Raw genomic sequence first — 14,287 nt, 5'->3', positions numbered from 1 at the left:
GAGGCATTATGATCCAGGATTCTTTCGAATTTGTCGTGTACATGATTCACGCTTGCGCGAACAAGTGGAATCGGCTGCCGTCCGCCGTATATAAAAAACTTAGGGATTCTGGTTGTATCCAAAAGTTCCTTGTTCCCAATTACGAAATAATGCACACGCAAGGGACTGATTTTGTCGTGAGCGATATCGAGGAATATTTGAAAGTTCGCAAGGTAGCTATATGATTGTTTACCATGGTTCAATACAGGTCGTGCAGAAGCCTGATATCAATCATTCTTATAGGCCCCTTGATTTTGGAATGGGGTTCTATGTGACTACCGTTCGCGAGCAGGCTATCCGTTGGGCCGAAAGAAAGTCAAAAATTTATGACGGTGCGAGTCCTGTTCTGAACATCTACGAGATGTCGGATGTTACAAGCGATTTATCGGTAAAGACTTTTCCAGAAGATTTGAATGAATGGATAAATTTTGTCTGCAAGTGCCGCGATGGGGCTTTGGATTACAAGGATTACGATGTTATCGTAGGCAAGGTTGCGAATGACAAGGTTTTCCGTGTGGTGGACATGTATCATTCGGGAATCTGGGACTTAGACCGTGCCTTGAGAGAAATCAAGGTGTATCCGCATTACGACCAGATTGCCTTCATTACGCAGAAAGCGATTGATTCGTTGCTAACGTTTGTTTCTGGCGAAGAGGTTTAGCTTATGGATGGCGAAGTTCTAGAGAAGGTTTATCAGGAACGTCTGGAAGAACGGATTATAGCGTATTTGGCGCAGGTGCGTAAGTGTTCGCTGGAAGAAGCTATGGATCTGTATTACCAGAGCAAGCTTGCCGATAAAATCCATGAGGGCGTTGAAGGCATCCAGTATCTTGATTACAAAGTCCTTGTGCAGATACTTGAAGAAACAGAACTTTCTGCAAAACATTCCTAATTTTACACTATGAAAATCCAGTTCAAGTACCAGCAGTTCCAGGCGGATGCCGCGAAGGCCGTTTGCGATGTTTTCGCGGGGCAACCCTATTTGGAATCGAGCTACTTGATGGATTCGGGGACGACCAAGCTCTTTGGCGGCAGTGTGCCTGCGCAGAGGGGCGTGACCGGTTTTTGCAACCAGCGTCTGGTGCCCGAGTTGAGCGATTCCAAGGTGCTTGCGAATTTGCAGGCAGTGCAGTCTGCGAATCTTTTGCCGCAGTCCGACAAGTTGGAAGGCCGCTACAACCTGACCATCGAGATGGAAACGGGTACGGGCAAGACCTATACCTACATCAAGACGATGTACGAGCTGAACCGCGCCTACGGCTGGACCAAGTTTATCGTGGTGGTACCGAGCATCGCCATTCGCGAGGGCGTCTATAAGTCGTTCCAGATTATGCAGGAGCATTTTTTGGAAGAATACGGCAAGTCCATCCGGTTCTTTATCTACAATTCGCAGAACCTGACCGAGATTGACCACTTTGCGTCGGACAGTCACATCAACGTGATGATTATTAACTCGCAGGCGTTCAACGCTACGGGCAAGGATGCTCGCCGTATTCGCATGAAGCTGGACGAGTTTCGCAGCCGCCGCCCGATAGACGTTATCGCGAGCACGAACCCGATTCTGATTATCGACGAGCCGCAGAGTGTCGAGGGCAAGAAGACGAAAGAGGGCCTTGCGGAATTCCAGCCGCTGTTGACTTTGCGCTATTCGGCGACGCACCGCAAGGACGCCATCTACAACATGGTTTACCGCCTCGATGCGATGGATGCCTATAACAAGCACTTGGTCAAGAAGATTAGTGTCAAGGGCATTACGGTGAGCGGTTCTACGGCGACCGAGGGCTACTTGTACTTGGAAGGCGTCCAGGTGTTTACGGACAAGGCTCCTGTCGCGACTCTTGAATTTGATTGCAAGGGCAAGGGTGGCTTGCTCAAGAAAAAGGCCCATGTCACGAAGGGTTTTAATCTTTACGAACAGTCGGGCGGTCTTGAAGAATACAAGGATGGCTATACCATTACCGACGTGAACGGCAATGATTCCTCTGTGACTTTCACGAACGGCAAGAAGATTTTTGCCGGTGATTGTGTGGGCGTGGTGAACGAGGATCAGTTGCGCCGCATCCAGATTCGCGAAACGATTATTTCGCATTTCGAGCGCGAACGTGCACTTTTCGGCAAGGGCATCAAGGTGCTTTCGCTGTTCTTCATTGACGAGGTCAAGAAGTATCGTGATTACGACGCTCCGGACGAGATGGGCATTTACGCCAGAATGTTCGAAGAAGAATACGATTCCATCCGCAAGTCGATGCAGCAGGATTTGCTGGAGAGCCCGGAGTATTTTGAATTCCTGGAAAAGACGGATGCCCACAAGGCGCATGCGGGGTATTTCTCCATCGACAAGAGCAAGAAGGGCGGCGGTCGCTTTGTAGATAGCAAGGTCGCTCGCGGGTCGTCGGATTCCGACGATATCGACGCTTATGACTTGATCATGAAAGACAAGGAATGTCTGCTTTCGCGCGAAGAACCTGTGCGGTTTATCTTTAGCCATTCTGCCCTGAAAGAAGGCTGGGATAACCAGAACGTGTTCCAGATTTGCACGCTCAAGAGCAGTGCTTCGGAAGTCCGCAAGCGGCAAGAAGTGGGCCGCGGCTTGCGTTTATGCGTGAACCAGAACGGCGAACGCATGGACGAGAGTGTCTTGGGCGGCGATGTGCATTCGGTGAACGTGCTTACGGTTATCGCGAACGAGAGTTACGAGGATTTCGCGAAGGCGTTGCAGACCGAAATGGCGGAAACGATTGGCAGCCGCCCGGTCAAGGTGACGATTGACCTGTTCAAGGGAAAGTCGTTTACTTCGGAATCTGGCGAAAAGTTGTTTGTGACGGATGACTTTGCGCAGACGGTTTACGATGCTTTGCTGGAATGCGGCTACGTGAAGAAGGGTGCATTGACGGATAAGTATCGCACGGACAAGGCTGCGGGTACGCTATGCCTTTGCGAAGAAGTTGCTCCTTATTCCGCAAGCATCTGTGGTGTTCTCGATACGCTTTACGATGCCGATGCGATTAAGCCCGAAGATGCCCGTAAGAACAATGTGGAACTGCGCCTGAACAAGAGCAAGTACAATTCCAAGGAGTTCAAGGAACTCTGGCAGAAGATTAACGCGAAGTCCGCTTACGTGGTAGATTTTGAGACGGATGAACTTGTCCGTAAATCGGTTGATGCGCTGAATGCGAACTTGCGCGTGACGAAGATTTTTGTCAATGTTACGCAGGGTGCGATGAATGCGATTCAGTCTAAGGCTCAGTTGCAAGCGGGAACTGCATTTACGGTAAATTCTACGGCGACCAAGGCTGCTGTTGTTGTCGCAAATTCTAGCGTCAAGTACGACTTGATTGGAAAGATTGTCGAAGATACGGGACTTACCCGCAAGACCGTTGGCGAAATTCTTGGTAAAATCCAGAAGCCCGTCTTTGAGCAGTTCCAGGAAAACCCCGAAGAGTTTATCATCAAGGCGAGCCGCTTAATCAACGAACAGAAGGCGACCGTCATCATTGAGCATATCACGTATAACAAGCTGGAATCCAGTTACGAGACGAGCATCTTTACCGACAACACGATGAAGGGGCGCCTCGGTATGAATGCCTGCGAAACGCACCAGCATTTGTACGACCACCTGATTTACGATTCCAGTAACGAACGCGACTTCGCGCAGAAACTGGAAACGAGCAAGGAAGTATCGCTTTACATCAAACTGCCCAAGGGATTTTTTATCAATACGCCCGTTGGCAAGTACAATCCCGACTGGGCAATTGCTTTCCATGAGGGCGAAGTCAAGCACGTATATTTTGTCGCCGAAACCAAGGGCTCCATGAGCACCATGGAACTCCGCGAAATCGAATCCGCCAAAATCAAGTGCGCCCGCAAACATTTCGCTGCCATTTCCAGCGACTCCGTCACCTACGACGTGGTGGATTCTTACGAACGATTGCTGAATTTGGTGAAGTAACCGTTGGTTGTAAAATTTCCTTACGCCCCTTGCCAGTTTTCTGAATAATATGAGGATGCTTACAAAATGGGTAGCAGACAGATGAATCGCGGGGAAACCTTACCTAATCTTGAAACAAGAGTCTTGACAATCCCGCTCCAGGAATATATGTTTAGTGTACAAGTGAGTAGAAAATAGTAGGGAAAGTATGACTTTGGTGTTGTGGATAAGTCCGTGGCTTAGAATGGCGATTTTGACCATCATAAAGGACTTGTGTTTAAAATCTTAAACATTACTGGGGGCTTCAACACCAAAGTTCTACATCGCCATTTTTGAAAATCGCCCTAATTGGCGAAAATGAGGCGACTTAAGGGGCTGATGCCGGTATAAATGAGCAAAAAAGTTATATTTTGCACCATGGCCAAAAAAAATGAAGGCGGGCGAGCTCCCAAGAAACTATCATTAGGACAAATTTCGGATATCTGGCAAAACGCCTCTGCCACGACAGAAAATTTTAGGGCGAATATCCCGCTTGAAGATACTGTATTCAATTTAGGTATTGACGAAAGCGGGCGTGCCTATTTCTTTTTTTCGAACGACAAGGGCGCTTTGATTGCTCTCGAAGACATTGTATGCGGTGGTTCTCCGCTGGACCTTGCCATAGACCGTGTCAAACAACAACGGCTTAATACGGTTTCGTGGGGAGACGGGCCGAACGGAGTGGTTTATCTTGACCAGAATGCGGAATTTGCCTACCAGCTTTTCAAGGGCGAGCGAAATTTCCGTTTTGGAAAAAGCATCGTGACCAACGCCGAAAAGACAGAACGGACGGCGGTTCTTTTGCGCATCGACCCTTCAGAAGAATTGAAGGAGGATTTTTCCGACATAGAATTCAAGCTTTCGCTTGTCCTAAACACCGAAACGGAAACGCTTGAAAATCCAATTCCGCTTTGCCCTACCTATGCACTTTGCGGAAAGAAGATTTACAGGACGCGGGACCTGGGGATTAACTACAACAAGCTCTCGGATATCGAAGGCGTTTTGAACGGGAAGGAAATTGAAAAGTTCCTCTCGCTGTTTGCTTCCATTTTCCCTTCCATCAAAATCGAGATGACGCAATTTAGCGAAACGTCCATGCCTAAAACTTCCGCAGAACCCGCGCTCCACTTTGCGGGGCTGGACGAATCGGGAAACCTTTCGATTCGACAGATGTGGTGCTTCGACCCGTTCCCAGTTGACTTTGTTTCGGAAAACAAGCCTTCGACCCTTGTGCGCCTGCATGTATCAAGCCGTACCATTTCGAGGATTCCTGTAACATACGGTGGCACCGAGAGCTGGAAAAAGATGGATTCTCTCTTGAGGGGCTGTATCAGCCGACACCCGGAATGCAAGGAGGAGGGCGCCAGGGCCTACGACATTGAAGGCGACGAATTGTATATCACATCGGCGCTTGCGCTTCCGTTCCTTTCTGAAAATTTGAGTGACCTTGCACAGAATTACCGGCTCTTCGGGACCGAGGCGTTGAGCAAATTCAAGTTCAAGAAGGTGACGCCGCAGACACATCTTTCGGTGGGGGATGGTATCGACTATTTCGACACGAAATGTACTGTCGAAATTGACGGCGAAATAATGTCACCACGAAAGATTGTCGAGCTTTACGAAGAAAATAATTTTATTCCGCTTTCCGACGGTTCCCGTGCCATTATCGACAAGAGTTTCTTTACGCGGCTCAAGCGGTTACTGGGGCGCGAACAGAAGGATGGTACGTATAAAATATCCTTCTTTGACATGCCTCTTGTCGATAGTCTTATTAATGCCAAAATCGAAAACGCGAAAGAAACAGAACTTCCGTGGCAAAAATTTTATTTCGGGTTCGATACCATTCCCGAAAGAAAGACGGCGAAGTTGCCTGTCGTAAAGAAACTTCGCGATTACCAGAAATACGGTTTGCAGTGGCTTGGCTATGTAACCGAAAACAATCTGGGGGCCTGCCTTGCCGACGACATGGGACTTGGAAAGACTATCCAGACCATTTCGCTCCTTGCAAGCGCTTATGCAAAAAAGTCCAAGGGAAGTTCGCTTGTGGTCGTGCCCAAGAGCCTTATCGAGAACTGGAAAAACGAACTTTCAAAGTTCGCGCCTGAACTAAGTGTCTACGCCTATTACGGCACTGAACGCAGTATCGATAAGGCCAGGCGACACTCCGTTATCCTCACCACGTATGCGGTTGTCCGAATCGACATCAAGATTTTGCAAGGTGAAGAGTTTGAATATGTCGTGCTCGACGAAGTGCAACAAATCAAGAATACGGCAAGCCAGGCGAGCAAGGCGGTGATGCTCCTTTCTGCTAGACACCGCATTGCCTTGAGCGGAACCCCCATGGAAAACAACCTGGGAGAGCTTTATTCCATTTTCCGGTTCCTGAATCCACCGATGTTCGGGACCGAAGGGGAATTCAATTGCCGTTACGGAAACCCCATCCAGAAAGAAAATGATGAAGAGGCCGCCCGCGAACTTTCCGCAAAAATCCGTCCGTTCATTCTGAGGCGATTAAAGCAGGAGGTAGCGAAGGAACTTCCGGAACGGACCGAACAGGTGATGTATGTGGACATGTCTCCCGAGCAGGCGGCACTTTACGAGCAGCAGCGCATATTCTACCAGAAATTGATTAAGGGCGAAATTGCGAAAAACGGATTCGAGAAATCCCAGTTCTGCATTTTGCAGGCTCTGACCGAGCTGCGCCAGATTGCTACTGTTCCTGAAAGCAAGACCGAGGGCGTTGTCGAAGGAGCCAAGTGGGAAAGGCTGGTGGATGCCATTGCGGAACTTGTCGAAAGCGGGCACCGTTGCCTCGTGTTCTCGAATTTCTTGGCATCGATTGATGCAATGGCGGAGCGGCTCGAAAAATCGGAAATAGCGCACCTTGTCATGACGGGAGCTACCACGAATCGCGCGGAACTGGTGAAAAAGTTCCAGCAGGACGGAAAATACAAGGTATTCCTGATGACGCTCAAGACGGGCGGCGTGGGGCTGAACCTGACCGGCGCCGACTACGTGTTCATTCTGGATCCGTGGTGGAACAGGAGTGCCGAGCAGCAGGCTATCGACCGTACGCACCGCATTGGCCAGACACGCTCCGTATTCTGCTACAGGCTGATTTCCCGCGGAACCATCGAGGAAAAAATCATGGAACTCCAGCAAAAGAAGGCGGACCTGTTCAGCGCCATCATTTCTTCGGACGGGCAGCAAATCAAGAAACTTACCGAAGAAGACATCAACTACCTCTTGAACGTGTAGGTTTTTATGCCGAAGAATAAGAAATGGACTCAATTGCAGAAAAAACTGGAGGAGTGGTCTCCCGGCGCTTCAAAAATTATCGATCTAAAAAAGCTGAAAAAGGCGAATGACGTAGCATTACAGCGCGTAGTCGCAAGCAAGCTCGCTTCGTCGGTACCCAATGTGTCGCTGGCGTCGGACATGGTGAAAACGGGCACTGTCCCGGAATCGCTGCTAGATAAAATCACCCATGAAATACGGTTATCCCGCACTACCGCAAGTGATATAAAGAATTACGGTAGCCGGCTGCTAAAACCAGGAAACATGAACGTAGCAACATACTGCAGGGCACTTGCAGAAGCGTTTTGCGACAGGGAGGCTTTCGAAGCCTACTATAACAGCTTTGGCAACCATGTCAAGAAAAGTTTCTTGCATCTCGCATTTGAGCCGTATGTTTTTACGGATCAGATTGAAGAACTTGTCGAACGAGATAAGCCAGAATCTCATTTTAACGATTACGAGTACCCGCTTTCCTTTGCGATTAAATATGGTTACCGGGAAATTTTCTTTGTCCCGCCATACACAAAAAAGCGTTTGCAGGAATACTTCGCCTCTTATCAAAAACCGAGGGTGAGGTTGTCGCCTGAAGATTTTTTCAATTCCAAGGAACTTTTTACAGAGGAAGCCGGGCAAGAACTTGTTGCCAACTTGCCACAAATTTATCTGACCCTTTCGAATATGGATTTCTTTGGGCGAGAAATGGGCTCCCCGTTACTGAAAGTACTTCTGCAGCGGGTCGATCAAGTTGCCAAACTCTCGGAATTTGCGAATGGGGCGGATTTTTCCGTGGTAACACTCAAAAACGACGCCGGATATCCTTCGACCCTTCTCTCTTATCCGGATAAAAATGTAAAGCGGATGCAAAACGCCCGCACCACGCTTGCGTTCTACTTCATTTCCTTATTCGTTCACCAGGGAATGGAGGCGGGAATGGACAAGCGGGAATTTTCGAAACTCTTGGCAACCCCGCAAGATCTGATAAAGCGGGCCGTGAGGATTTTTTTCGGAAAGGAGGACATGAAAATTTATTACAGGAGCGGGCAAATGAAAGGATACGCCATTCAATTTGACAAGAAGCTCCTGTATCCGCATGCGACAGTATATGACTATTACGACAGCCTGACATCGGAAAAACGGAATGAAAATTTCAAAAGGCTGTTCAAGCTGATTAAGGAATACCCGCCGCTAGAACCCGTGAATTTTAAGGACTATATCGAAAATCTTGAGACAAAGGGGCTGCCTGAGTTGACTCCTGTTGGCTGCGATGTGGATGTGGCCTGCTTCTATAAACTACCGGACAGGTTCTGCAGTCCTGTCCAGTGCAAGGACAATATCAGGATCCGTGATCGACAGCGGTACGAGGCACTTGTGCATGAACCGGCTTATACAAACTTGTTCCTTGTGCTCGCATCTATAGGCCTGTTCGAAATTACGTGGAACCCGTGTAATGCGCCGGAAGATATACCGGATAACGGAGCCCGCTGGCTGAACAACCTGAATTTTTTCTGTTTCGGAAAAATCGGGCATATCCGCATGACGGAACTGGGTAAATACGTTTTCGATTTAAAAGACTCTCTTGAACTAAAGAATGTCAAGAAGCGTTTGCCGGTAAAATTGGACGAGCGCAATTTGACAATTCATGTCGACAAGGACGACAAGCCTTCGCAAATTTTCCTTGCTCCGTATTGTACGGTGCTATCGCATACGCTATTCAGGATTGACCGGATTAAATTCAGAAATACCTGCGATACAAAAACGAAGGTGAACGATTTTTTTGAAAACATGGATACGCTGACAGAGGGGGAATTACCCCAAATCTGGAAAGATTTCAGGGATAAACTTCTAGAAGGTTTCGTCATGCTAGAAGAAGAGAGAAACTGGCTGGTCTTTTCGCTCGAAAACATGAACAGCGCCCTTGTCCGCGAAATCGGGAAACTTTCACTTCAGGGCTTATGTGTCAAGATGGAGGGTAAGCGCATTGCCGTGAGGGAGTCGGAGTTCCCGCGGTTCAAGGCAAGTTTGGAATTGGCCGGATTCAAGGTGCTTTGATATCCCTTGTCACTCCGCCGTCATTCCATTATTATATATTTCCGGCATGCCTAGAACAAAGTCAACTTCTGCGCAGTCTGCGCCCGCAAAAAAGAAATCCGTCCCCGAAAAGTCCGTAGAGGCGTCCCTCTGGGAGTCTGCGAACAAGTTGCGCGGCAGCGTGGAACCCGCCGAATACAAGCACGTGGTGCTTTCGCTAATCTTCCTCAAGTTTGCAAGCGACAAGTTCGAGGAACAGCGTGAAAAGCTCATCGCCGCCGGCCGCCAGAAATACGTGGAAATGCCCGAGTTCTACAACAAGGACAATGTGTTCTACCTGGAAGAAACTTCCCGCTGGAGCTTTATCATCGAGCATGCCCGCCAAAGTGATATTGCGCTCCTGATCGATACCGCGCTTGCGAACATCGAAAAGAAGAACAAGGCGTTGCGCGGGGCGCTCCCCGACAACTATTTCTCGCGCCTGCAACTCGACACCGCAAAACTCGCGGCGCTCATCAGCGACATCGACGGCATCGACACCATCAAGGACAAGGAACAGGATGTTGTCGGGCGCGTGTATGAATATTTCCTCGGAAAGTTCGCCATCGCCGAAGGCAAGGGCAAAGGCGAATTCTATACGCCCAAGACAATCGTCGGTCTCATCGCCGAAATGATTGAACCCTACCGCGGCAAGATTTACGACCCCTGCTGCGGTTCGGGCGGCATGTTCGTGCAAAGCATGAAGTTTATCGAGGCGCATCACGGCAACAAGCGCGAAGTCTCCGTATATGGCCAGGAATACACCGGCACCACGTACAAACTAGCGAAGATGAACCTCGCCATCCGCGGCATCTCCGGAAACCTGGGCGACAAACCCGCCGACACCTTTGCCGAAGACCAGCACAAGGATTTGAAGGCCGACTTTATCATGGCGAACCCGCCGTTCAACCAGAAATCGTGGCGTGCCGAAAACGAACTCCTCGATGACCCGCGCTGGAAAGGCTACACCGTGCCGCCCACGAGTAACGCGAACTACGGCTGGATTCTGAACATTCTCTCGAAACTCTCCGAAAACGGCGTAGCAGGCTTTCTGCTCAGCAACGGTGCGCTCAGCGGCGAAGGCGACGAACAGCAAATCCGCAAGGAACTTTTGCAGAACGACAAGGTCGAGGCAATCCTCATTCTGCCCCGCAACATGTTCTATTCCACCGACATCAGCGTGACGCTCTGGATTCTGAACAACAACAAGACCGCCCGCGAAGTCAAGGTCGGCGATTCCATGCGCAAGTACCGTAACCGCAAAGGCGAAGTGCTCTTTATGGACCTGCGCCAGATGGGTGAACCCTTTGAAAAGAAATACACCCAGTTCAGCGCCGAGGATATCGCAAAAATCAGCGGCACCTACCACAAGTGGCAAACGCAGAAAATCAAGGACGAAGCCGAATACTGCGCCACCGCCACCCTCAAGGAAATCGAGGCGAAAAACTGGTCGCTCGTGCCGAGCAAGTACATCGAGTTCAAGAACCGCGACGAGGCCGTGAACTTTGACGAAAAGATGCGTGAACTCCACGCGGAAATGCGTGACCTTTTGAAAAAGGAAAAGGAGTCCGAAAAGGAACTCGCCAAAGTCTTCAAGAACCTGGGATTTGAATTGTAGAGTGTCACGCGGATTGGTTCGTACCTAACGGTACTCACGAAAGAAAAAACAGCGAAGGTCGTTAGACCTGAGCAACAAATGCGTAAGGCGAATGAAGCAGGATTGCTTGTAAGCCTATTTCTGAGCCTAGCATTTGGAACGATGTTCAACCCGTGTGATAAAGAAAAAGGAGCGTTAACTCGGAAAAAGGAAATGGATTTAGTAACAGTTCAATCTATTGCATATTTTTAGGTGCTGAGATATATTAGATGTCACGCGGATTGGTTCGCACCTAACGGTACTCACGGAGGAATAATGCTTTTGTATGAAAAGGAAACAAGTAAGATTCTAGAGGCGTGTATAAATGTCTTTAATGAATTAGGATGTGGTTTTCTTGAACCAGTGTATCAAGAAGCGTTAGCAATAGAGTTTGGCTATTTGGGAATTCCGTTTAAAAGAGAAGAAAAACTGGAAATCACCTATAGAGGGAAAAAACTTTGCAAAGAGTACTATGCGGACTTTATCTGCTATGATTCTGTGATTGTGGAATTAAAAGCTGTCTCAACATTGGTAAAAGCCCATAAAGCCCAAGTGATAAACTACTTGAAAGCGACGAAAAAGGAGATAGGATTGCTGGTAAATTTTGGAGCGGCTTCTTTAAGATGGGAGCGGATTTCATGCCTTAACAGCGAAGGTCGTTAGACCTGAGCAAATCCGTGTGATAAAACAAGATATTCTGAACTGCTACTCCCGATTTTCGCTGAATTTCGGAAGTAGAACTCCCTTTTTTCTTGTTTTTAGCTGATTATGCTTTAAGGATGTCACGCGGATTGGTTCGTACCTAACGGTACTCACGAAAGTAAAAAAAAACAGCGAAGGTCGTTAGACCTGAGCAAACCCGTGTGACTCAATCAAAAAAAATACTATTTTCAAATTTAAGGTATCGGATAAAGTGGAATGATGAAACGGCTTGGAGACTACATACGGCCCGTAGATGTGCGGAACAGGGACTTGAAAGTCGAAAGACTGCTTGGGATAAGCGTGACTAAAGAGTTTATCCCGTCTATCGCAAATACGATTGGCACGGATATGTCATCGTATAAGATTGTGTATCCGAATCAATTTGTTTATATCGCGGATACGTCACGACGTGGAGATAAAATTGCAATTGCTTATTTAAAAGAAAATGAAGAACCGGCTTTGGTTTCGGCAATTTATACCGTTTTTGAAGTTGTTGATACGAACGCCCTGGATCCCGAATATCTGATGATGTGGTTCCGTCGCCCGGAATTTGACCGCTACGCCCGATTCCATTCTCACGGCAGCGCCCGCGAAGTCTTTGACTGGGAAGAAATGTGCGAAGTCCTGGTCCCCGTCCCCGCGATAGAAAAACAGCGTGAAATCGTCGCCGAATACAACACCCTCGCCACCCGCATCGCAACCAACAGGAAACTCATCGCCACCCTCGAACAAACCGCCCAAACCCTCTACCGCCACACCTTCATCGACAACATCGACCCCAACAATCTGCCAGATGGATGGAGGATGGGAACTGTTGGCGAAATCGCAAAGGTTAAAGTTGGCGGTGATAAACCGGATGTTTTTTCTGAAGAAAAATCGGAAAAATGTAAAATTCCCATATATTCAAATGGTTTAGAAAATAAGGGCATTTACGGTTATACAGATAAGGCGACCATTTTTAAAAAATGCGTGACTGTATCGGCTCGTGGAACTATTGGTTATTGCTGTTTAAGAGATGAACCATTTGTTCCGATAGTTCGTCTTTTGGTTGTTATTCCAAATGACGAGAGTATGGTTGATTATTTGTATCGTCAACTTAAGGATTTGAATTTTGAAGGTTCTGGATCGGTGCAGAATCAGCTCACCGCTCCACATATTGAAAATCAAGAAATTCTTATTCCTGATTCAGGATTGTTTAAAGAGTATAACGAAAAATTAAATCCTGTTATGGCTCTAATAAACAGCAAAGAACAAGAAAACCAAACCCTAACCCAAATGCAAACCCTTCTCCTTTCCAAAATGGGGGGGGCATAATAAGCTTTAACTAAAAAAGGAATCATATATGAAACAAATCCAACTTCAAGTTGCTTTCTTTTTGTCGCGGTTTATAGAACGACCCGATACACTTTTTTATAATAAACTATCAAATGAATATAATCCACCTGTGATTCTTCCTCCGCAAAATCCTCTACCTGGATTACTTTTTATAGATTCGCCTGTTGTTCAAGCGGTATCAAAGAATGGCTTGATTAACTTGACGATTTCTAATATGCGGTTGGATGTAACAATAAAGAATCTTTCTGTAAATGTAGAAAATGACATAATTAGGCGATACTATGATATATCAAAGGATTATTCTATAATTAGAGTTGGTTTCGTTTCCCAGTTTGTTGAAAGAAGTGAGGATTCGTCTCAAATTTTTAAAAAATATTTGAAAATTGATGATGGTGTATCAGAAGTATCTTTCCGATATAATAGGAAAACATGTCTAAATGGTATTAATATTAATGATGTAATGAATATTCAGGATGCAGAATTTGAAGAAAACGGAAACAAACAAAGAGGTGTTTTGTTTGTTCGGGATATCAATTCGGATCCTGCGTCAAAAAAAGAGATGGATGTAGAAAAGATTTTGGGGCTATATCGTTATTCTAGTAAACAGTTTAATGAAATGTGTTGCGGGGAAAACTGATGAACTCAAATTCGAATACAAATTCAACTGGCGTCTCCGATGGCTTGACTCCTGCAATTTCGGCAGTTTCTACAAATCCATTTGTGCAGCAGCCGAGTTTTTCCGTTATCCCTTCAAAACAGCTTGAGGATATTAATGAATGTCTTGCTGCATGGAAAAAACAGGAAGCGAATATAAGAACTCAGGAAGCTCTTCTTAATCAGTTGAAATTCTTTTATACCGCCAGAATGATGTTGCTGTTTCTTTTCCCCATTGTTGTCGCGGTTGTTCTTTTTATAACGTTGTATGTATTAAATAATGAAAATATTATGGATTATAAATTGTTTCGAGGCCTTACAATTTTTGTGGGACTAGCTGCAGTTGTTGAAATAATTCTCTATCCGGCAAAAGAAAAGAAATCAGAATTACAATTAAAGAATTTATCTCTGACATTAGAAGGCCAAAATAAAGAAATAAATATGTTGAAGCAGCAAGTAGAATCCCTGGAAAAAACATGTTCCGAACAAAAAGATAAATTGGATAAGTTGAGCCAAACGCAATCTTTACGACAAGGTAATGTTGGTGGAGCAAAAAAAACGACTGCTTCTAAAAGAAAAAATTAGATGTG

General features: G+C 46.8%; 12 protein-coding genes. All 12 read left to right on the top strand.

All coding sequences use genetic code 11. The features are described from left to right. Nucleotides 1-8 precede the first annotated feature (8 nt). The 12 genes from Q0P86_RS05595 (at nt 9) to Q0P86_RS05540 (ending at nt 14,282) form a co-directional block, all read left to right on the top strand. Entirely contained in the window at nt 9-224 is a 216-nt protein-coding gene (locus Q0P86_RS05595) for a DUF3791 domain-containing protein (protein ID WP_015731974.1), read from the top strand. Then, nucleotides 221-700 carry a DUF3990 domain-containing protein gene (locus tag Q0P86_RS05590; protein WP_295037938.1) on the top strand — a complete coding sequence of 160 codons (480 nt, stop codon included), beginning with the start codon at nt 221-223 and terminating at the stop codon, nt 698-700. The genes Q0P86_RS05595 and Q0P86_RS05590 overlap by 4 nt, the downstream gene beginning before the upstream one ends. Before the next feature lie 3 nt (nt 701-703). Further along, the gene (locus Q0P86_RS05585) at nt 704-931 is read left to right on the top strand and encodes a hypothetical protein (protein ID WP_014546006.1); all 228 of its coding nucleotides are present in this window, start codon (nt 704-706) and stop codon (nt 929-931) included. A 9-nt stretch (nt 932-940) separates the two neighbouring features. Beyond that, the gene (locus Q0P86_RS05580) at nt 941-3,988 is read left to right on the top strand and encodes a DEAD/DEAH box helicase family protein (protein WP_295037936.1); all 3,048 of its coding nucleotides are present in this window, start codon (nt 941-943) and stop codon (nt 3,986-3,988) included. Nucleotides 3,989-4,384: 396 nt separating this feature from the next. After that, on the top strand, nt 4,385-7,264 hold the full coding sequence (locus Q0P86_RS05575) for a DEAD/DEAH box helicase (RefSeq protein ID WP_295037934.1): 2,880 nt from the start codon (nt 4,385-4,387) through the stop codon (nt 7,262-7,264). A 6-nt stretch (nt 7,265-7,270) separates the two neighbouring features. Then, nucleotides 7,271-9,352, top strand: a complete 2,082-nt coding sequence (locus Q0P86_RS05570) for a hypothetical protein (RefSeq protein WP_295037932.1) — start codon at nt 7,271-7,273, stop codon at nt 9,350-9,352. 46 nt (nt 9,353-9,398) lie between these two features. Beyond that, the gene (locus Q0P86_RS05565; protein ID WP_295037929.1) at nt 9,399-10,988 is read left to right on the top strand and encodes a class I SAM-dependent DNA methyltransferase; all 1,590 of its coding nucleotides are present in this window, start codon (nt 9,399-9,401) and stop codon (nt 10,986-10,988) included. Between the two features lie 78 nt (nt 10,989-11,066). Next, complete coding sequence (locus Q0P86_RS05560) at nt 11,067-11,219, top strand: hypothetical protein (protein ID WP_295037927.1); 153 nt, start codon at nt 11,067-11,069, stop codon at nt 11,217-11,219. Between the two features lie 63 nt (nt 11,220-11,282). Beyond that, the gene (locus Q0P86_RS05555) at nt 11,283-11,669 is read left to right on the top strand and encodes a GxxExxY protein (protein ID WP_106199803.1); all 387 of its coding nucleotides are present in this window, start codon (nt 11,283-11,285) and stop codon (nt 11,667-11,669) included. Nucleotides 11,670-11,978: 309 nt separating this feature from the next. After that, nucleotides 11,979-13,022 (top strand): restriction endonuclease subunit S, encoded by a 1,044-nt coding sequence (locus Q0P86_RS05550; protein WP_295037924.1) that lies wholly within the window; start codon nt 11,979-11,981, stop codon nt 13,020-13,022. 28 nt (nt 13,023-13,050) lie between these two features. Continuing rightward, a complete protein-coding gene (locus Q0P86_RS05545) occupies nt 13,051-13,680 on the top strand; it encodes a hypothetical protein (RefSeq protein WP_291022500.1) in 630 nt (209 codons plus the stop codon). Continuing rightward, complete coding sequence (locus Q0P86_RS05540) at nt 13,680-14,282, top strand: hypothetical protein (RefSeq protein ID WP_291022502.1); 603 nt, start codon at nt 13,680-13,682, stop codon at nt 14,280-14,282. Before Q0P86_RS05545 ends, Q0P86_RS05540 begins: the two co-directional genes overlap by 1 nt. Nucleotides 14,283-14,287: the final 5 nt, after the last annotated feature.

It is taken from the genome of uncultured Fibrobacter sp., assembly GCF_946062555.1.
In the GTDB taxonomy this organism is placed as follows: Bacteria; Fibrobacterota; Fibrobacteria; order Fibrobacterales; family Fibrobacteraceae; genus Fibrobacter.
This window is presented reverse-complemented; position numbering and strand designations above follow the sequence as displayed.